13 protein-coding genes are annotated in these 21,068 nt (G+C 67.1%); 7 read left to right on the top strand and 6 right to left on the bottom strand.

Going from position 1 to position 21,068, the window contains the following annotated elements; genetic code table 11:
• Positions 1 to 72 precede the first annotated feature (72 nt).
• From F4554_RS01750 to F4554_RS01735, 4 genes are all read right to left on the bottom strand, one after another.
• Positions 73 to 5,013: an AAA domain-containing protein gene (locus F4554_RS01750; RefSeq protein WP_179785737.1), complete on the bottom strand. Its 4,941-nt coding sequence runs from the start codon at positions 5,011 to 5,013 to the stop codon at positions 73 to 75.
• Positions 5,014 to 5,032: 19 nt separating this feature from the next.
• On the bottom strand, positions 5,033 to 5,443 hold the full coding sequence (locus F4554_RS01745) for a hypothetical protein (RefSeq protein WP_179785736.1): 411 nt from the start codon (positions 5,441 to 5,443) through the stop codon (positions 5,033 to 5,035).
• Positions 5,443 to 7,926, bottom strand: a complete 2,484-nt coding sequence (locus tag F4554_RS01740) for an AAA family ATPase (protein ID WP_179785735.1) — start codon at positions 7,924 to 7,926, stop codon at positions 5,443 to 5,445. The genes F4554_RS01745 and F4554_RS01740 overlap by 1 nt, the downstream gene beginning before the upstream one ends.
• Positions 7,927 to 8,235: 309 nt before the next feature.
• Entirely contained in the window at positions 8,236 to 8,757 is a 522-nt protein-coding gene (locus tag F4554_RS01735; RefSeq protein ID WP_179785734.1) for a hypothetical protein, read from the bottom strand.
• Positions 8,758 to 8,901: 144 nt separating this feature from the next.
• Between F4554_RS01735 and F4554_RS01730 the strand changes: the two genes are divergently transcribed.
• The 5 genes from F4554_RS01730 to F4554_RS01710 all read left to right on the top strand — a co-directional run bounded on the left by F4554_RS01730 (position 8,902) and on the right by F4554_RS01710 (position 18,904).
• A complete protein-coding gene (locus F4554_RS01730) occupies positions 8,902 to 10,794 on the top strand; it encodes an N-6 DNA methylase (RefSeq protein WP_179785733.1) in 1,893 nt (630 codons plus the stop codon).
• Positions 10,795 to 10,857: 63 nt separating this feature from the next.
• Positions 10,858 to 12,834, top strand: coding sequence for an N-6 DNA methylase (locus tag F4554_RS01725; protein ID WP_179785732.1), 1,977 nt, complete (start codon positions 10,858 to 10,860; stop codon positions 12,832 to 12,834).
• Positions 12,834 to 14,126: a restriction endonuclease subunit S gene (locus F4554_RS01720; RefSeq protein WP_179785731.1), complete on the top strand. Its 1,293-nt coding sequence runs from the start codon at positions 12,834 to 12,836 to the stop codon at positions 14,124 to 14,126. Before F4554_RS01725 ends, F4554_RS01720 begins: the two co-directional genes overlap by 1 nt.
• Before the next feature lie 152 nt (positions 14,127 to 14,278).
• Complete coding sequence (locus F4554_RS01715; protein WP_179785730.1) at positions 14,279 to 17,335, top strand: DEAD/DEAH box helicase family protein; 3,057 nt, start codon at positions 14,279 to 14,281, stop codon at positions 17,333 to 17,335.
• 6 nt (positions 17,336 to 17,341) lie between these two features.
• Positions 17,342 to 18,904 carry a serine/threonine-protein kinase gene (locus F4554_RS01710; protein ID WP_179785729.1) on the top strand — a complete coding sequence of 521 codons (1,563 nt, stop codon included), beginning with the start codon at positions 17,342 to 17,344 and terminating at the stop codon, positions 18,902 to 18,904.
• Positions 18,905 to 18,969: 65 nt separating this feature from the next.
• Here F4554_RS01710 and F4554_RS01705 read toward each other — a convergent pair whose 3' ends face one another.
• Both F4554_RS01705 and F4554_RS01700 read right to left on the bottom strand, forming a co-directional pair.
• Positions 18,970 to 19,350, bottom strand: coding sequence for a type II toxin-antitoxin system death-on-curing family toxin (locus tag F4554_RS01705; protein ID WP_179785728.1), 381 nt, complete (start codon positions 19,348 to 19,350; stop codon positions 18,970 to 18,972).
• Positions 19,347 to 19,550, bottom strand: a complete 204-nt coding sequence (locus tag F4554_RS01700) for a DUF6290 family protein (protein ID WP_179785727.1) — start codon at positions 19,548 to 19,550, stop codon at positions 19,347 to 19,349. The genes F4554_RS01705 and F4554_RS01700 overlap by 4 nt, the downstream gene beginning before the upstream one ends.
• 299 nt (positions 19,551 to 19,849) lie before the next feature.
• On the opposite strand from F4554_RS01700, the gene F4554_RS01695 reads away from it, so the two are divergent.
• Positions 19,850 to 20,155, top strand: a complete 306-nt coding sequence (locus tag F4554_RS01695; protein WP_092650815.1) for a hypothetical protein — start codon at positions 19,850 to 19,852, stop codon at positions 20,153 to 20,155.
• Positions 20,155 to 21,066 (top strand): hypothetical protein, encoded by a 912-nt coding sequence (locus tag F4554_RS01690; RefSeq protein WP_179785726.1) that lies wholly within the window; start codon positions 20,155 to 20,157, stop codon positions 21,064 to 21,066. Before F4554_RS01695 ends, F4554_RS01690 begins: the two co-directional genes overlap by 1 nt.
• The last annotated feature ends 2 nt before the right edge of the window (positions 21,067 to 21,068 follow it).

Genomic DNA, 21,068 nt, shown 5'->3' with positions numbered 1-21,068 from the left:
GGGTGAAGACATCCAGCGGTGTACGAACGTTCGTCTCCACAGGTCATCCTTTCCGGGCTCAGTGGGGTGGAGTTAGTTGCGCAGCATGTGGCGGAGGGCTGAACGGAGCAGCGTCCGGACCTGGTCGCGAGGACTCGGGCTGTTGAGAACGTCGGCAGCGGTGGCCAGAAGGTCATCCTCTGAACGCCGCTGCCCATCTCCTGCCACCCAGCGCAGAAGTGCCTGCAGTTCCGAGCGGCTGTATCCGGGCGCGGTCCGTCCCGGAGTGAGCGGAAGGTCGTTTCTCGCACTGTCGAAGTCGGGTTCGATGTCGGGCACGTCCACCGGCAGCGCAATCTGCTCGACCAGCCGCAACTCGACAGGCGCCGTCGGGAAAGCCTTGCGCTTGCCGCCGGCCGAGGTGCCGGTCCGTTGGCGCGTCCTGGTCTCGGTAGGAGAGGGCGCCACCGGCGGCGGCAGTTCCTCGTCCTGACTCTCAGCGTCGTCCCCAGGGGACCCGTCCTCGTCCTCGGGCAGCCGCACGGCCGACCATGACGACGTGGGAACTTCGGTCTGCTCCTTCAGCGCCTCACCGGGATGAATCCCACGCCGGTCGAGTTCGTCCCACAGGGTCGTGAGCGCCGCGTCAGGGTCGAAGTAGAACTCGCTCTCTCGTACCCGCCAGAACTTCCAGCCGGCGCGCTTCAGCTCCCGCTCCCGGTCGAGGTCGTTCTCCCGGTCCTCCGGGGAGGTGTGCCAGTGGTCGCCGTCGCACTCGACCGCAAGCCGGCCTTTCGCACCACTGACGACGAGGTCGATGCGCCGACCGTTGACCTCCACCTGCGGGGTCACGTGGTAACCGCGCTCGCGGATCCGCAGGAAGACCCGCTGCTCGAAGACCGAATCGAACGGCGGGCCATAGGGCACGTCCGCGACCACGTCGTCGAGCGTGGAAGCCGCGAACGGGGCGGGCGGGTTCAGCATGTACGTCAACAGCGACTTGCGCAGGTCGGTCGGCGACAAGATGTCGGGACTCACCGAGTGGAACAGCCACATCTGGTCCTTCGCTCTGGACGCCGCGACGTTGAACCGACGCTGGAACTCCAGCTTCGTGATCGCCGACCGCTTCTCCGCGATCACCATTGACAAGAAGATGACATCCCGCTCGTCACCCTGGAAGTCCGGCGGGGTGCCGACCCGCAGCTTGCGCTGGTCCCATTCCGTTGTGGCGATTCGTTCCAGAAGCAGGTTCTGGATCAGTTGGGCCTGACCACTCCCCTGCAGAACGACTACTCCGAACGTCTTGCCCTCGTACGCCGGGTCGTCCAGGCAGGCGACGATCTGATTGACGATCTCCGCCGCCTCGGTCTCGTTCCGAATCCGGACCCCGGTCCCGTCGGTGCTCGCTCCGGGCGCGTGGACGACCTGGAGCGGTGGCAGCCGGTCGGCGCCGAACTGGCGCAACGGGACGAGCGGCTCGTCGGGGTAAAACTGGCGGGAGGAGTACTCGATGATCTCCGGCATGCACCGGAAGTGCTCGCGCAACCGGATCACCGAGCCGAAGCGAGTGCCGAGCAGGTCGAACAGACTCGAGTTCGGTGTGAACGCGTCCCGCAGGTAGCCAGGCACGTCGGGCAGGTAGGTCCCCAACTTGTCGAACAACGGCTGCAACTCACCGTGTGACACAACGGACGGAGCACACTGCTTGTCGTCACCGACCACGATGACTCGCGGTGCGAGCCAGAGCAGGAACAACGCCTCGATGCTGGCCTGACTGGCCTCGTCCACGATCACCACGTCGAACGAGTCACGTGTGGGCGGCATGGTCTCCAGCACCTGGCGCAGAGGCATGATCCAAGCCGGCACCGCCGGCGCCGCCTCCGCCATCGCCTCTCGCGCAAGGCGCCTGAAGCGCGACGCGTAACGCCCCGTCCCTCCGCCGAAGTCCTTCATGTGCTGCTGGTACGACCGCAGCGCCTGAGCATGGTGGGACGTCATCCGCGACAGGCAGATGCTCCACGCCTGCTCAGCCGCGAGCTTGGCACTGACGTTCAACACCTGCTGGGTCGCTGCCTCCAGTATGCCGTCGAGTTGGCGTTCCAATCCAGGCTGACGCTGCGCGGTGAAGAACGTCTGCGCCTTCCCCCATGCCCACGCCCGGTCCCAGTTGGCCAGGCGTTCCGGCCATTCCTCGTCGGTTCGGGTCCGGCTCATCCTGGTGGCCAGAGCAGGGTGGACGGCGTTGAGGCGTTCGTGCAGGTCGTCACACCGCGACTGCTCCCGGAGCTCCAGGTGAGCGGTCGCCAATGCCGCCACACACTGCCCGTACGCCTCGATGTCGCGCCCGGCCAGGGCCACGACAGCGGCCACCAGTTCGGGCGGCGCCATTCCCTTGGCGACCTCGAGGTCCAGCCGCTCCCGCAGGGTCTGCAGTTCGGAGCTCGCGTGGTCGGCCTCCAAGCGAAGGCGGACGGCGCGCAAGGCGACGACGTACTCCCGCCACCTCGATGGCGTTGCCAGACGGACCGGGATCATCGCGGCAGCCAGCAGTTCGGTGGCCTGCCGGACCCCGGCCCACACCTGCATGACCAGGTCCAGCCGGGCGTACTGATCGCTGATCCTGCCCACCACGGCGGGCACTGGCTGGTCGACAGGAATGTCCACCCCGACGAGCCGCCAGCCGTGTGACAGCTCCGCGCAAGCCGCGCGGCCTTCGAGCTCGGCGATGACGATGCTCAGCAGTTCGACGGTCGTCGGGGACACACCGTCCACGAGGGCACCCGTAAGCAGTGGTTCGGCCTGACGCTGGACGGCGGGTTTGAACAGTCCTCGTTTCAGCTTGCCGCCACCGGCCAGGTAGTCGCGCAACCGAAGGGCCGCGGCCAACTGACTGGCTTCGCTCTCGTCTCCCGAAGGGGCGAACGGAGGAAGCGCCACCCGTCGGAGCCCGAGTGTGCGCATCGCAGAGCGGGCTTCCTCGACGCGGGGTTGGTGCGCGTGGAGCTGTTCCCAGATGAACATTTCCTGCTGTGCGAGTCCACTCGTGACAGCCCGGACGACCCAGTCCGACTGTTCCCACAAGCCCGGGTCGTCGGACAGATCGAGGTGGTCCAGAGCGGCGGCTACCGCGCCGGCCGTTTCCTCCAGCCGCGCCAGCAGGTCCAGCGAGCACGCCGCCAACCGCCGGGACAGGTCAGTCTCGGCCTGCCGGGCACTGTCCGTCGCCGCGGCTTCGGCGGCGACGAGCCCTCGCACAGTCTCCACCGGCGGCAGTGTGGTTACCTCCGGAAGCAGTTGGGAGGTACGAGCCCTGCGTTGTGCGGTCTCGTCGGCCAGCAGCCGGACGAGCTCGGCCGACTCGGTGGCGTTGATCGGTGGCGTGCCCGACGCTCGCGCAGGAAGTGGCACCGGCATCCAGTCGCAGGCCGGAGCTTCCCGCTTGAGCCGCTCGGCGATGTCCGCCAGCCGCCCGCGGTAAGCGGGCGCGATCTCGTCGTGTTGGTACGTCTCTGCCTCACGGAGGGATCGGATGCGCTCGACGAGGGTGGCCTCCTCGCGCCGTGCGTCCGCACGGCGTTGTCGGAGCTGCCCGAGTTCTCGCTCGTACTTTTCAGCGGAGTACTTTTCGAAGCGACTGGAGAGCGCCTGAACGCTGCCCTCGAGTTCGGCGGAACCACCGCGCCGTTGGTCGGTGATCGAGATGCACAGCTTGGCGACATCCTTCGGCAGCTTCTCCCGCAACACCCGCAGTGCCTGGGCCTTCTGGCTGGTGACCAGGACCCGTTGTCCCTGCGCGAGCAGCGCGGCGACCAGGTTGGCGATCGTGTGCGTCTTGCCGGTACCCGGCGGCCCCTGCACGACGACGCCGTTGTCCCCGCGCAGGCGGGTCATGATCTGCCGCTGCTCGGGGTTCGCTGCCAGCGGGAACAGCGGGTCGGCTCCCAGGGCAGCGCCCGACGTCGCGCCCTGATCTTCCAGGAACCCCATCCGTTCGTCGGGCTCGAGCGAGGTGACGAGCTGGGCCAGTCCCAGCGGAGCCTGCGCGTCCGGCCCGGACAGTGCTGCCAGCATCCGGTCGTAGTAGTCGATCAGCGAAGCCCGGTCACGTGCGCGGAGTACGAGCGCCGGCGCCAACCGCACCTCAGCGGTCGCCGAGGCCTGCTCCGCCGACCACTCGTCGCGGTAGATCGCGCCGTGGTCCAGCGCCCGGTCGCACCAGTCCTTGAGGACGTCCGTCACGGACTCCTGAAGCCCCACGCCCTCGCCGGCACGGACCCGCTCCCGGACCCAGTTCGCCCGCGCGGACTCGAAACCGGCGACTCCCTCGAGCAGCGCGCGGTCCTGGATCCGGGTCACCCCGGCCTCGAGCAGGACGTCGATGCGTTGGGTCTGCGCGTCGAGTACGACGTTGACCCGGGTGCCGAGCAGGTGGTTGCGGACACGCGTGCCGTCGGGTGCGGCCCAGCTGAGCAGGCCGGTGGCGAGGACGAACTCGAACTCGTCCTCACGCTGGGAGAGCAGGTTGACCACGGCGAGCATGCTGCGGTGCCAGCGCCGCTGAGCGAGGATCAGGCGCTCACCGGTCGCCCAGGCCTGCCACTCCAGCAGCCACCAGTCGTACGCCGAACGGATCTCCGGTACGTCGTCGAGGTCGCGTGTCTCGGTGCGCGGCGTGCGGTCTCCGTAGGACCCGACCTCGACGACCTGGACCGGCCCACTCGGCTTGAGGGCCGGCGCTTCGAGCTCGGCATCGGCGATCTCCTGCCGATCGACCCAGCCCTCCAGGCGTGCAGGCAGATCGGGCGGCGGCTCGGAGACCGGAGAGTCGAACGATAGGACGATCTCACCGGCGGCAGCGTCGGGGCGCCGCGTCGTCTGCTCGGGCAGGTCCGCCAGCCAGTGCACCTCGGGATAGTCCGCGACGTCGAGCACCTGATCCCGTCGGACGGTCGCGAGCTCACGGAGGAACTCGACGAGTCGGGACGTGGTGTCGATCAGGCGCGGATCGTGTGCGCGGGATCCGAGTGCGGTCACGCCGCCTCCTTGTAGCTGCTCATCGTTCGTCCGCGGTCTTCGCAGCGACGGTGCTCGCGAAGACTGTCAGTTCGGCGACACAGTTGATCAAGCCATGCACCTCGCCCACGGTAGGTGTGAGCTCGAACGCGTGGTGGTGGCAGGCGCCGCTGAGTCCGTTCCACGCCGCCTCTGCCAGGTCAGCGATCCTGCCTGCGTGGTCGCGACTGACCAGAAACCGAAGGCTGATGAGTCGCGACCGCATCGTCGCGTCCGACAGCGGCGCTCCGGCACTGGTACACAACTGCTGCACTGTCTCTTCGAGTGCCTGCCGGGCAAGCACCGCGGCTATCCGCGGCGCTCGAGTCTTGGGCATGGCCGTCGTGCCGGACAGGACAGCCCGCGCGTAGCCCAGGAGTACGCCCGCCGATACCGTCCCCACCGCTGTCATCAGGCAGCACCTGACCGGATGTCCTCGACGAGGCGCTTTACGTCCTCGACCATGCCACGCGGAACGTGATGCACGCCTCCGTGGACGCCTCTGGTCACGACCCTCCATGCGGACCGTCGGTACTGCTTTACGTCGAACCACCTGTGCAGGTCCGCCTCGTGGTCGTGCGGCACAGCAAGCGCGATGCGCTGGTACGGGGTTACCGCCGCCTGCCAGGCGGCCTCGGTGTCGGCCCGGCTCTTCCCCGCGGCGTACCGCCTAGTCATGTAGACGTCCCGTGCCACGGCTTCGACCGCCATCCGGCACAGGCCGGGGAGCACGCGGGTCTGCACGTCGTTCGGCACCTTCAGGTCCCTGGTCAGGGCGAACGCGTCATTCAGGTACCGCTTGGCCGGATCCTCACAGGAGGCCACCTGCACCACGGAGTCCGCCTGACGGCACACCTCAAGGATCCGCGCACCCTTCACCGTCCGGCGTACGGCCTCCGGCAGGCGGTCATCGTGGGAGAGCACGATCACCTGGCGGTCCTCAGCCAACTTCGCCAGCACCCGGGTGAATCCGTCCACCTTCTCCGGGTCCATCGCCTGGATCGGATCATCCAGCACGATGAACCGGAACGGGCTGGCATCCGCGGTGGCGCGCGGTAGAAACAGCGCGAGCGCCAGTGCGTGGAGTTCGCCCTGGCTCATCACGCCCAGCGCTCCAGCTTCTACGCCATCCACCTCGGCCAACACCTTCACGTGCCGTCTCGTCGAACTGCCGTCCAGTTGGATGCTGCCGAGGTCGACGTTGCTCTCCTGTTTCAGCGCGCCCCAGATCGAGCGCGCCTTTCCCGCCAGTGGCTCCAATGCCTGATTACGCAGGTCGGTTGCATTGCTCTTCACGAAGTCCAGCGCGGACTTGGCCAGCTTCAACGTCGGTTCGCTCTGCCGCAGCTCGCGAGCTTCCGTGACCCAGCGGGCCAGTCGGCCGGCCAGCGGTGCCCACGCGTCCTGCTGCGCGGTAACTGCTACCACCGCCTCGGACCGGAGCGCCGCGATCGCGGACGACAATCCGTCGTACGTCTCCACCAGATGGGCGGCCCGCGTGGCGTCCTCCGCGGTCGGCCGCGCCCAAAGCTGGACGGCGGCGTGTGCGGCGTCGAGAGCCTCGAGAGACGTCTGTCCCTGGTAGCTGGGTGCCTCCACGCCGCGGATCAGCTCCTCGACCGCCGTACGCGCGGCGTCCAACCGCCGGCGTCGCTCTCGCTGCTCGCGCAGGCGTTCGTCCTCGCGGGTGAGTTCCTCCTCCACCCGCGTCCGCCAGGCCGCGTCGAGCGTCCCCTCGCCGCACACGGGACAGGACCCGTCGCCGTGGTCACCGTGGAGCTTCAGCGCCTCCCGGAGAAGCGTAGTGCGACGCTCGGCTACGGCCTCCGCTGTGCCTTCCGCCGCGGACAGGTCCTCCGCAGCGACACGCAGGTCCCGCGCGGCGTTCACGACCTCCTCGCGGGAGGGGACGTGAATTCGGGTCAGCGCCTGGAGCGCCGAGACATCGCTGTTGACGGGCCCGGAAGTGCCGGTGGCCAGCGCCTGCAGACTGTCCAGGTCGGGGCGGTGCTTCCGCAGTTGCGCGTACGCCTGCCGGGCCCGTTCGTCGGTGGCGTCTGCGAGCAGCCGCTTGAGGTCGGCGCTCTCATCCCGGAAACTCTTCGACGGCTGCAACCTCTTCACTGCGGCGGCCAGACGCTGCTGCGCATCAGTGACACGTTCGAGGCCGAGAAGGACGGCGAGCGCGTCGTAGAGGTCGCTAGGTCGGGCTTCCAGCAGACCGCCGAGTTCCTCGTACGACAGGATCGGCCGGTACAGCTCCAGCGCGCGGTCCCAGCCAAGGCTCGACACGCCGGCCTCACGTGGCTGCCCCTTGCGTTGCACCCAGGTGGAGCAGGCGTCGAAGTCCGCCTCCCCCTCCCAGTCCACCCCGACGGTGGTCGTACCGACGCCCTCTTCTGCGAGGTCGACCCGGATATGGCGAGGGTCTCCGGCGTGGAGGTTCCGCCAGTGCACCTGGAAAGCTCGTGCGCTGTGACTCCAGCGGTAGCTGGTCCCGGTGAGCGCGACCTCGAACGCCTCGGCGAAGCTGGACTTGCCCGAGCCGTTGCGTCCCGCCACCACCGTGAGACCAGGTGCCGGCGTGAGTTTCAGCTCCGCCTCGGGACCGATCCCTCGGAAGCTTTTCACCCGGATCGACTGAATGAAGGCCCCGACCGGCTCGGCCACGGCCTGCTCAGAACTCAGGGTTTCAGGGCGCGGCTGGGGTCGGGTCGGATAGTCGCCGCCGAGCGCGGCAGCCAGCGACTGGTCGTCTTGCATCGCGGCCAGGACGACCAGCTCGGCCTCGTCAGACAGGTTGGTGTCCTTGGCGGCCAAGTCGAGCACCGCATCGATCAGGTGCTTGTCGTTTGGTCCGGCTTCGCCGGCTGTCTGTTCGTTCGCGTCGCACATCGTCGCCCCCCGGCGCACTGTTGCGTTGTCGACTCTTGCTTCCTGCGAATGCTCGACCGCGTACCGCGGCAAGGATCCTCCGACCAGCGACCAGACGCATCCCACGCGAGGTCGGTGGCCAGTTGTGGACCGATCACGAGGAGCTCGATCCGAGTGAGGGTGGTGTGGGTGGGACCGCACCCCCCAGCCGGTCCCACCCACGTCCCCTGCGCGTCTGATCCCCCATCAGACGCCGGGTCGCGCCCGTCCCCCATCGGGCGCGGGGCACGTCCGGTCCCCCCACCGGACGCGTCGGTCGCGTCCATCCCCCTATTGGACGCGAGTCCACTCGCCGCAGCGCGCGCTGCTGAACGCCTTGTCGGACGACCGGATGGTCACCAGCGCCGGACCGCTCGGGTTGTCGTTGGCGAGGATGTCGCCGAGTTCACCGGACGTCCCGGACAGCCGCGCCCAGTAGCAGTTCCCCGAGTCGTTGCCGGCGCGGTAAGTGCCGGCCTTGATGTCGGATCCGACCAGGAAGACTCCGTCACCGGGGATCGAGCCTGACGGACCAGCCGGCTTCGCCGTGACCGTGACTGTGGGACCCGGCACCGGAACCTTGACCGTCTTCGTCGGGCCCGGGACCGTCACCTCGACGGTCTTCGCCGGCGTCGGCTCCGCTTCGGCGGTCGCGGTGGCGGTGTCGCCGCCGGACGCTCCGATGGCGATTCCGAGGAAGAACGCGAGCGGTGCGGCCAGGACGAACGGCCAGCGCCGCTTCTTCTTCGGCGGCTTCGCCGGCTGGATCGGCTGCGGCTCCTGCGTCGTCGCGTTGTCGAACGTGTTGCTCATGAGTGCCCCCCAAAGGCTGCACACCGTTCCGTCGACCCCGCGTCTTCCGGTGTGTGCGGTGCAAGTTAAGCGGATGATGGACAGACATGTCAACACATGTCCCGATGCGTGCTAGCCTGTCCACGAACTTGAAGGAAGGTGTCCATGCCTGATGACGTACTTGTGACTGCGGCGGAGGTCGCTCGCATCGCGGGCGTGGGCCGCGCCGCGGTCAGCAACTGGCGCAAGCGGCACATCGACTTCCCGGACCCTGTTGAGGGTTCCGCGGCGAACCCGCGGTTCGTCCTGTCGGCCGTCGACACGTGGCTTCGCGAGCAGGGGAAGGTCCGTGAACTCAGCGGTCGGGAAGCGCTGTGGAGGGCCATCGACGCCGGCCGGGACGAGCCGGAGCTGCTCGAACTACTCGCGGACGTGGCCACCCACCTCGCGGACCCGACCGCGACCGTCACCCTTCCCGCAGGCGTCCAGGACGCGCTCGAGAGGCTGGCGGACGAGTCGCCCGCCGACATCGTGGAAGACCTCTGCGAGGAGGTGTTCGGCCTCCAGCAGCGTCAGCACCTGTTCACACCCGCTCCGCTCACGGACCTGATGGCGCGCATCACCGCCGGCGCGAGCACGGTGTTCGACCCGGCCTGTGGTCCCGGTGGTCTCCTGCGGGCCGCCGCCGAGCACGGTGCGACCTCGCTGTACGGGCAGGAGCTGCACCCCGCGCTCGCCCGCCTGGCCCAGGCGCGCTCGAGCCTGCACGCCGACAGCCGGGTCGACGCGGGGGACTCGCTTCGCGCAGACGCCTTCCCCGAGCTGCGCGCGGACGCGGTGCTGTGTACTCCGCCGTTCGCGGTCCGAGAGTGGGGACACGACGAACTCGGCTTCGACCCCCGATGGGAGTACGGCCTGCCGCCGAAGGTCGAGTCGGAGCTGGCGTGGCTGCAGCACTGCCTCGCCCACGTTCGCCCCGGAGGTCTCGTCGTACTTCTGCTGACCGAGGGGGTGGCCTCTCGCCGATCCGGCCGCGCGATCCGGCAGGCGCTCCTGCGCCGCGGTGTGCTGCGGGCAATGATCGGCCTACCCGGCGGGAGCCTGATGTCCACCGGCGTCGGCATGCACCTGTGGGTGCTGCGCGGCCCGGATTCGCGTGGGGCCGAGCCGATCCTGTTGGTGGACACCAGTCACCTTCGGCCCGCACGCCGCGGGCAGGTCGACTGGGAGTCGCTCACCGAGTCGGTGCTCGAGCCGTGGCGGGCGTTCACGCGAACCGGCGAGGTCGTGGAGATCCCCGGGCGGCAGCGAGTGGTCGAGCCGATCGACCTGCTCGACGAGGACGTCGACCTGACGCCCGCGCGTCACCTGCCGCCGCCCGAGGCGCCACTCGACCCGCGCGCGCTGGAGGCCTCCCGCACCGAGGTCGTGAAGCTGCTCCGGCACCTTCCCTCCCTGTTACCCGAGATCTCTTCGGCGGAGGCCGCGGCCCGCACCACCACGACGATCGGCGACCTCGCCCGCGCCGGCGCCCTGACGCTGCAGAAGTCGATGGGACGGCTGGACGCCGACGAGCACGCGGACGGTCCCCTCGTGCTCACCGCCCGGGACATCGCCACCGGAACACCCCCGAGCACGCGAGTCGTCGGCGAGGCGCCGGAGGGACTGATCGAACTCCGCCCTGGCGACCTGGTCGTCCCGACGGTGGCGAACGACGGCCACATCCGCCCCTGGGTGGTCACCGACGAGGACCTGCTGCTGGGTCCGAACCTTTATCTCGTTCGAGTCGACACCGATGTCCTGGACGTCGACTTCCTCGCCGGGCAGCTCGGCGCGGAGTCGGCCGCGAGAGCGAGTTCGGGCACGATGTCGGGCATCCATCGCCTGGACGTACGCCGCATCGAGATACCCGTGCTCGACCTGCGGACCCAGCGTCAGCTCGGTGAGCGGTTCCGCCTGCTCCGCAGCTTTCGTGAGGAGCTCGCCCGTGCCCGCCGGCTCGGGTGCGAGCTCACCGACCAACTCGCCGAGGGCCTCGCCAACGGCACCCTGATCTGACCGAACGTCGTACCGTCGACCTACCCGCACTGCCATGATCGGTGCGACCCGACAAGGAGAAGCGTGAGTACGACCCACACGAACCTGGCCGCGTTCATCTGGTCCGTCGCCGACCTGCTGCGCGGTGACTACAAGCAGTCGGAGTACGGCAAGGTGATCTTGCCGTTCACGGTGCTGCGCCGCCTGGACTGCGTGCTGGCCCCGACGAAGGACGCCGTGCTCGCCCGGCGGGCGGAGTTGGTGACGAAGGGTGTCGAGAACACGGATCGCCTTCTCAAGCGGGCCGCGAAGGTCGACTTCTACAACACCTCGAAGCTCACCTTCGGCGCGGCAGTCCGCGACCAGGACAACGTGACCAGCAACCTCAAGGCCTACGTCGGAGCGTTTTCCCAGAACGTCGAGGACATCTTCGAGGCATTCGACTTCTACGGACAGCTGCAGCGGCTCGACGGTGCCGGACTGACGTATCAGGTGGCGTCGAAGTTCACCGAGATCGACCTGAGCCCGGAGCGGGTCAGCAACCACGACATGGGCTACGCGTTCGAGGAGCTGATCCGGAAGTTCTCCGAAATCTCGAACGAGACCGCCGGTGAGCACTTCACGCCGCGCGAGGTCATCCGGCTGATGGTCAACCTGCTGCTTGCTCCCGACGAAGCAGAGCTCACGACGCCCGGCGTAGTGCGCAGGGTCTTCGACCCGGCGTGCGGGACGGGCGGGATGCTGACCGCGGCCGAGGAGTTCATCCAGGAGCACAACCCGCACGCGCGGGTGTTCCCATTCGGCCAGGAGCTGAACGCCGAGTCCTACGCCATCTGCAAGTCGGACATGATGATCAAGGGTGAGAACTCCGAGAACATCAAGCTCGGGAACTCATTCAGCCACGACAAGCACTACGGCGAGAAGTTCCACTACCTGCTGGCTAACCCGCCGTTCGGCGTGGAGTGGAAGAAGGTCAAGAGCGAGATCGAGAACGAGGCGAAGATCGGGTTCGCCGGCCGCTTCGGCGCCGGGCTGCCGCGGATCAACGACGGCTCACTGCTGTTCCTGCAGCACATGATCCACCACATGAAAAAGCCCGAGGACGGTGGCTCGCGGTTGGCGATCGTCTTCAACGGCTCGCCGCTGTTCACCGGCGCGGCCGAGTCGGGTGAGTCGAAGATTCGCCAGTGGATCCTGGAGAACGACTGGCTGGAGGCGATCGTCGCGCTGCCGGACCAGCTCTTCTACAACACCGGCATCTCGACGTACTTCTGGATCCTGTCCAACCGCAAGGACGCCGCCCACAAGGGCAAGGTGATCCTACTGGACGCGCGTGAGCACTGGTCGAAGATGCGGAAGTCTCTTGGTGACAAGCGGAAGTACGTGCCGGAAGCGGAGATCGCCACGCTCACCCGCCTGTATGGCGAGGCTCTGACGGCCGCCACGGACGAGTCGCACCCGATGCACGAGAAGGTGAAGGTCTTCGCGCCGCGCGACTTCGGGTATCACCGGATCACGGTCGAGCGACCGCTGAAGCTGCGGTTCGAGGTTACCGAGGACGCGCTGGTCGAGCTGGAGGTGGCGAAGCCGCTGGCGAAGTACTCCGAGCGGGACAAGCTTCTCGACCTCCTGCGCGGGTTGCTCGGTCGTCCGGCGGCGTTCCGGAAGGTGGAGTTCGCTCGGACGCTGAAGGAGACATTGGTGCCGCTGGGCAAGCTGTCGGCTCCCGTTGACAAGGCAGTGTGGTCCACGGTCTCGGTGTCCGATCCTGAGGGCGAACTCCAGACAGACCGGCACGGTGACTCGTTGCCCGATCCGGACCTGCGTGACTACGAGATCGTACCGCTTGACCAGGACATCGACGAGTACATGCGGCGCGAGGTGCTCCCCCACGTGCCCGATGCCTGGGTGGACCACTCGAAGACCAAGGTCGGGTACGAGATCCCCTTCACCCGCCACTTCTACAAGTACGTCCCACCCCGCCCCCTCGAAGAGATAGACGCCGAGCTGAAGGACCTCGAAGCCCAGATCCAGCGACTCCTCACCGAGGTGACCGAGTGATGTGGGACGTGCTCCCGCTAAGGCGCTTGGTAGATCCAAAGCGCCCCATCACCTACGGGATCGTTCAAGCCGGCGAAGACGTGCCCGGCGGCGTCCCATATATCCGACCCGTGGATATGACCGAGACCGACGGCGTCGCAGATCCGGCTCAGCTCCGCAAGACGAGCCTCGAGATTGCCCGGGCCTACAAGCGTTCCCGCGTGACTCCAGGAGACTTGGTCGTCTCTATCGGCCCGTCATACGGAAAGATTATGACAGTTCCGGCCGAGCTTGACGGAGCCAATCTCACGCAGGGCACTGCCCGGGTCGCACCGGGACGTTCGATGTGCGGACGCTTCCTCTTCTGGGCACTCCAGTCGAAACTGGCGCGGAGCTTCTGGGACGCAAGTGTTGGTGGGGCCACTTTCAGGTCCTTGAACCTCGAGCCGCTCTCGAGGACTGCATGTCCCGCTCCAGACCTCGAAGAACAGCGACGCATCGCCGACTTCCTCGACGCCGAGACCTCCCGACTCGACCAAACGAGGGTCGCTCGGAGCAAGCAAATTGATCTCCTTAACGAACGACATCTCGCTGCGGTTTCCGAGCTAGTAACTCCGGGAATTTCTACAGACTGCCGGCGGTCTACCGACTGGCCTTGGCTCCCTGCCGCCCAGGAATTCGTACGGCTTGGTCATATCGCTCGCGTGCAGACAGGCGTCATGGTTAATGCGTCTAGAAAGGTCAGCGAGTCCGACGTGGTTAGGCCGTATCTACGAGTAGCGAACGTACAGGATGGCCGAATCGATCTTACGCAAGTAAAATCTATTCGTGTAGAACGGTCTGCCGCCCGGCTTTCCACGCTCCAGTTCGGCGACGTGGTAATCACCGAAGCAAACGGCAACCCAGACAATCTCGGGCGTGGGGCAGTATGGCGCAATGAGATTCCCGAGATGATACATCAAAATCACATTTTCGCTATTCGACCAGACCCTAAGCTGCTTAGCTCGGACTATCTTGCAGCAGTTCTCGCCTCGGTACATGGCCGCCGGTATTTTCGCTTTACATCCAATCAAGTAGGGATAGCCACGACTAGCAGCGCGAAGGTCATGTCGCTGCCCGTGCCAGCCTTGGCATTGGAGGCGCAACTGAAGGTCGTGAACCAAGCAGGCCAGTTAACGGAATCGCAGTCATACCTGGCTAGCGCCCTGGATCGACAACTACTACTACTCAGCGAGCGGCGGCAGGCGCTGATCACGGCGGCAGTAACGGGTCAGCTGGACGTCACGACGGCGAGTTCGGGAGTTCGGGTGTGAGCTCGCAGACAGGCACCCAGCGCCGAGGAGCACGCATCCGCACATGCGTGCTTGGCGACGCACCGCGCCGACGGATGTGTCGCCTAGCAGCATCGACTCGGGCTCGGCCGACCGAGTAGCTTCGACATTTCAGCGCGACAGCAGGGGGGAACGTGGCAGTACACGACGAGGGTGAGTTCGAGAACGCGATCGAGGCCAGCCTGATCGAGTCCGGCTGGCACGCCGGTCTGCGCACGGCGTACGACAAGAAGCTCGGGCTCGACCTGGAGGAGCTGGCGACCTTCATCGGCGCCACCCAGAACGACGAGTGGGAGCGCCTTCGCGCCTTCTACGGAGGTGACGTCGCCGAGGCCCAGCACCGGTTCGCGGCCCACGTGGCCAAGCAGATCGACGAGCGCGGCACGCTCGACGTCCTGCGGCACGGGGTGAAGGACCGCGGCGTGCTCATCCGGCTGGCGTACTTCCGGCCCGCCCACACCCTCGCCGACAACGCGCTGGTGCAGTACGAGAAGAACCGCCTGACCGTCACCCGCCAGCTCGCGTACTCCGAGAAGGCCCCCGGGAACGAACTCGACCTCACCCTCTTCGTCAACGGCATCCCCGTCGCCACCGCCGAGCTGAAGAACAACTACACCGGCCAGACCGTCGAGGACGCCAAGAAGCAGTACCGCCGAGACCGCGACCCGAACGAGCTGATCTTCGCCCGCCGCACGCTGGTGCACTTCGCGGTCGACCAGGAGCTGGTGTTCCTCACCACCCGGCTGGCCGGCGCGGAGACGATGTTCCTCCCGTTCAACACCGGCTCCGCGGGGCCGGGCAACACTGGCGGTGCGGGCAACCCGCCCGCGCTCCCCGGCCGCTACCGCACCTCCTACCTGTGGGACGAGGTGTGGCAGCCGGACGCCTGGGTCGACCTGCTGCGCCGCTTCCTCCACCTGGAGAAGGGCGGCAAGAGCGGCGGCGGGAAGAAGGACACGCCGCACAACCGCAAGCTGATCTTTCCCCGCTACCACCAGTGGCACGCTGTCCGCTCGCTTGTCGACCACGCGGCGCACAACGGCTCTGGCCACAACTACCTCGTGCAGCACTCCGCCGGCTCGGGCAAGTCCAACACCATCGCCTGGCTCGCGCACCGGCTGTCCAGCCTGCACGGGGACGACAACGAGCCGGTGTTCGACAAGGTGCTCGTCATCACCGACCGGGACGTGCTCGACCGGCAGTTGCAGGACACGATCTACCAGTTCGAGCACAAGGCCGGCGTGGTCCGCCAGATCGGTCACAAGGGCGAGGGCGCGAAGTCCGAACAGGTCGGCGAGGCGCTGTCCGGCGAGACGGCGAAGATCCTCATCGTCACGCTGCAGACGTTCCCGTACGTCTTGGACAAGGTGTCCGACCTGCGCGGGCGGAAGTTCGCGATCGTCGTCGACGAAGCGCACTCCTCGCAGTCCGGAGAGTCCGCTGCCGCGCTGAAGCGGGTGCTGACCAAGCTCGGCAGCGACGACATCGACGAGGACGCCGACCCGCTCACCGCCTCCGCGCTCGCTCGCGGCAAGCACGAGACGTTGTCGTACTTCGCGTTCACCGCGACGCCGAAGCCGAAGACGATCGAGCTGTTCGGCACCCACCGGGACGGCGAGGTGCGGCCGTTCCACGTCTACTCGATGCGGCAGGCGATCGAGGAGGGCTTCATCCTCGACGTACTCCGCAACTACGTCACCTACAAGACGTACTGGCGGCTGGCGAACGGCAACCCCGACGACCGGGAAGTGGACGAACGCAAGGCCAGCGCGGCCCTCGCGCGGTTCGCCACCCTGAGCCCGGCCAGCATGCAGCAGCGCGCGGAACTCATCGTCGAGCACTTCGTCAAGCACACCCGCGGCCGGCTGGGCGGACGGGCGAAGGCGATGGTGGTGTGCCGGTCCCGCGAGCACGCGGTCAAGCTCTACCGCGCGATCCGGAAGTACGTCGAGGATCTCGGCTACGACGGCTGCGGGACGCTGGTCGCCTTCTCCGGCAAGCTCGCCGTTGACGGGCTCGAGGCGGACACCGTGACCGAGTCGGGGCTCAACGGGATCAGCGAGTCCGCGTTGCCGAGGGCGTTCGCGTACACCAAGGCCGACGACCCGCATGCGGCGAGCCGGGATCAGGCGGAGTACCGCATTCTCGTGGTGGCGGAGAAGTTCCAGACCGGGTTCGACCAGCCGCTGCTCACGACGATGTACGTCGACAAGCCGCTGGCCGGGGTTGCTGCCGTACAGACCCTCTCACGGCTCAACCGCACGCATCCCCGCAAGGAGCAGGACGACCTCTTCGTACTCGACCTCGCCAACGAGGCCGACGACATCCAGAAGGCGTTCCGGCCCTTCTACGAGGCGACGATCACCACCCCGACCGACCCGAACCTCATCTACACCGCGCATCGCGCCGTGATGGACCACCAGCTCCTGGTGGAGTCGGAGATGCGTGCCTTCTTCGACGAGTACGTGCGCGCGCAGGAACGGCGGCGCGGAACAGCGTTCGACAAGGCGCACGCGGAGCTGTATCGGCTCACCGATCCGGCGCGGGACCGGTTCGCGCAACTGCTGGAGGACGATCCCGATCAGGCCGAGAAGTTCAGGGGGGATCTGCGCGACTACATCCGCAAGTACGGCTTCCTGGCGCAGATCTGCGGCTTCCAGGACGAAGAGCTGGAACTCCTCTACGTCTACGGCAAGATGCTCGTCCAGCGGCTGCCGCGTCGCGAGGATCCGGCCGTCGACCTGGGCAAGGTCGACTTGACGCACCTGCGCATCACCAAGACCGGCGAGCACGATGTCAGCCTGGATCCCGAAGGCGAACAGTTGCTGCCCGGCTTCACCGGTGACGGCGGCGGGAAGCAGCACGAGCCGGAGAAGATGTCGCTGTCGGAGCTGATCGCCGACCTCAACGAACGGTTCGGGCTCAACCTCGGCGAACACGACGCGGTGATCGGGCCCGCCAACGACGTGATCTCCGACGACCCGAACTTCATGAAGGCCGCCGCCCTGAACAACGACCTGGACAATTTCGGCCACGTCTTCGACGACGCGTTCGAGGACAAGATGGCCGAGCGGCTGGAGAACAACACGAGAATGTTCCGGGAGTTCAACGACAACCCCGACTACAACTCCGCGTTGAAGAGCCTGGCGCGGCGGTACGCGTACGAGTCGCTACGCAAGGACGTAGCCTGATCGATCATGAAACGGCGGACGCTGGCGGGGCGCTACGAGCTCGGGTCGCCGATCGGGCGCGGTGGGATGGGCGAGGTCTGGGCCGGGTACGACACCCGGCTCGACCGTCGCGTCGCGGTCAAGCTCCTCCATGCCCACACCGTTTCCTCGTCGACGCAGCGGACAGCGCTGGCCAAGCGCTTCGCGCGTGAAGCGAGGCTGACCGCCCGGGTCGAGCATCCCGGCGTTCCGGCGATCTTCGACGCCGGCGTGGACGCTGGAGGCTCTGATAGCCGGGATGCGGACGGCGAGCAGCTCTATCTCGTGATGCAGCTGGTGCCGGGCATCGATCTGGTGGACTTCCTCGTCCAGCATCAGCCGCTGCCCGTCGAGTGGGCGGTCGCCGTCGCGGCGCAGATCGCCTCGATCCTCTCGGCGGCCCACGCTGTGTCGTTGGTGCACCGAGACCTGAAGCCGACCAACGTGATGCTGCGGCCGGACGGCACGGTCGTCGTCCTGGACTTCGGGGTGGCTGCGCTGCTGGCGGCTGATGCGACCAGGTTGACGGCGACCGGAGAGACCATCGGCAGCCCGGCGTACATGTCGCCCGAGCAGGTGCTCGGCGGAGTGGCCAGCCCGCGCAGCGATCTCTACGCCCTGGGCTGCATCCTCTACGAACTGCTCGCGGACGTACGGCCGTTTCCCGGCGAGGCGAGCTACCCGGTCATGCGCCGGCACGTCGAGGAGCCGGCGCCTCGGGTTCGGTTGGCCAGGCCGGACGTGCCGCCGGAGCTGGAGCGGCTGGTGCTCGACCTGATGGCGAAGGAACCGGAGGACCGGCCGGCCGACGCCGAGGACGTCTACGGCCGGCTGGCCCCCTTCCTTCCTGCGGCTGGGCGGGAGGATCGAGCGGTCCCGTCCGATCCCACTCGGCCGTACCGGTTCCCGCTCGCCCCGCGTCGTGGTGCTTCGCGACCCTCACCGCGTCCAGGTGCGGCGCCTGCTGGCGAGCCGGTCGGTTCCTCGGCGGCTCCGGCGTTTGCGGCTCCCGCTCCGGTGGACTTCGCTGCCGTGCGCGACGAGGCGGCGGACTTGGTGGACGCGGGCAGGTTCACCCAGGCGGCGGAGCTTCTCACCGACCTGCTTGCCCGCGGGAGACGGGCCCGGTCCCGATCCGACGTACGCAGCGTTCGCCATCAGTTGGCGAACACCCTCCTGCTCGGCGGCGACTACGCCCGCGCGCTGACGGAGTACGAACGACTTGTCGAGGACATCGAGCCCGAGCGAGCGCCTGACGACCAGGACATCCTGCACTGGAAGCTTCAGATCGCGACCTGCCACGCCGCGCTCGGCCATGCGCACGAGGCGCTCGCCTATCTGGAACCTGTCCTGGCGACGAAGCAACGTCAGTTCGGCCGACGGGATGAAGAGGTCATCGAGCTTCGCCGTCAAGCTGCGGCGCTACACGCCTCCGTCGGCGACGGTCAGCGGGCGGCTGCGGAGTTGCGCTCCCTGCTGACCGACCTCGGCCCTTCCCACCCCATGTCAGCCGACGTCGCCACCGCCCTCCGCAAGCTTGGCCAAATATGAACGAAAAGGTCGGTCTGCCTCGCATAAGGTCGCACGGCTAGGACTTAGTGGGCCCACGCCTGCAATTACTCGCGAACCTTGATGGCCTGCTCAAGTACTGAAGCGATGACGTCCACATCGTCAAGCTCTCCTGCAGCGATGGCCATGATGAGGTCGTACGCCGCGTCGTTGGAGAACGTGAGCCGGTATCCGTTCACACCGTAGAAAGCAATCAGCCCACCCAGTGCCAGGCGTTTGTTGCCGTCTACCAAGGCATGATTGCGAGCCAAGGAGTGCACAAGGGCGGCAGCCTTCGTATGCGGTGACCGGTAGGCATCCGCGCCGAACACTGTGGTTCGCGGCCTGGCCAGGGCAGACTCAAGCAATCCGTAGTCTCTTACCTCGACTGGGCCACGTATGGCCCGCTCCGCCACCCGTAGCAGCTCGGCGAGGGTCAGATAAATCACTGGCCGAGTCTCTCCAGCGCCTCTGCGTACCGGGGAAGCTCCTCATCCAGAACGTGCTCGAGCAGATCGGCGCGACTGTGTGACTCGATGTATTCGCGCACCGCCTGACGCGCCACCTCCTGCATCGAGCGGTGCTCGAACTCCGCACGGACCCTCAGCGCGTCGGCCTCTTCGTCGGTCAATCGCAACGTCATAGCCATGCCGCCACGGTATCACCATTGATACCGCCCGACACATGCTTGTCTGGGCTTCCAGCGCCACAAATGGCGCAAGTAGGACTTACGGCCCTTGACTGCGAGACGCACCAACGGCCTCGCCTCTTCGGGGTAGGACCAGGGGCGCCTTCGCCGGTGTCCGACGGCGTGCGGTCTTCCGCGCAAGCCAGGTCACACGGTCCTGGTACCAGTCCGACCGGCGTGGAAGATACGGACCTGCTTGTCCACAGGAGTGGATCTTCTCCGGCGCGGCTCGTCCGCGCCCACCGGTAGCCTTGCTCCCCATGGGATCGAAGGCGGTCGACTGGGAGTTCGTGAGCGACCTCGGCAAGCGTCTTCAGCGTTCCGCCGACGACACCCTGCCGGATGCCTCACGCAAGTGCGCGGACGCACAGACGACCATGATGGACGCCGGGCAGGGCGGTGGGCTCCTGGTCGTGATGAGCTTCTTCTTCGCGGCGGCGTTTCTCGAAGACTCACTCGAACGGAAGCAGACGGTGGCCGGCGAGCTGAACCGCGGCGCACAGGCCTGCTCCCGTAACTGGGAGGCCACCGAGAAGGTCAACAGCTTCCACGTCGGAGGAAACTGATGGGCAACACCTACGACTCGATGGCTGGTGCGGTCTCCTCGGGCAAGGACCTCGGACAGGTCGCGTTCATCTCCTCGATGATCGCCTCGACGCTCGCGTTCTGGGAGCTGTGGACTCCGATGCCTTCGGAGAAGAGCGGCATCCTGCTCAACGCGCTGGGCACCATGGGCGGTGGCGGCGGGAAGATGGCCGGGATCTGGGGCAAGGCCGCGCCGGTGAAGCTTCCCGGTGTCGGTGCCGCGAAGGTCGCACTCGGCATGCCTCCACGTCTGGCGCTGATCCGGACCGACACCGCGACGATGATGGATGCCTGCTCCAAGGTCCATGAAGCCGCCAAGGTCGCCAGCCAGCTTTCCGCCGACGTCGTGAAGCACGGCTCCACGATCACCGAGCAGACCTGGAAGGCGAAGGACCAGGAGCAGTTCGGCGAGCAGTTGGACATGTATCGCATCAGTCTCGATGCCACCAAACAGCTGGGATACGTCACGGCGTCGCTGACGGCGGTCGTCGCGATGTTGCGGTTCATTCAGCTGGCTATCGCTGCCGCACTCATGACCGTACTGGCCGCACTGGCGGTCGCCTGGGTGGCCGCGATGGCGATGTCGTGGGCCTTCGGCATCGGCGCGGGGGTCGCCGCCACGATCAGGAGCATCGGCACCCCGCTGGTGAGGATCTCGCAGAAGATCGTCCCGGTGATGGAGGCGGTCATGGTCATGGTGGGCCTGGGCCACGTGGCCATCTGCACCCTCATGACGGCCAACGCGGCAGCCGTGGATTCGTACAAGATCGGCGACATCGGAGGCGGCGGTTGGGACTCCCTGCAGGACACCGGCCTGCGCGCAGTGGAAGACCTGCTGGAGAAGTACAAGCGCAAGGGCCTGAAGGCGATCCCGGACTTTTCCGGGTTCTGATC

This window comes from Actinopolymorpha rutila, from assembly GCF_013407855.1.
In the GTDB taxonomy this organism is placed as follows: Bacteria; Actinomycetota; Actinomycetes; order Propionibacteriales; family Actinopolymorphaceae; genus Actinopolymorpha; species Actinopolymorpha rutila.
The sequence above is the reverse complement of the archived record's forward strand: the minus strand, read 5'-3'. Positions and strand labels throughout refer to the sequence as shown.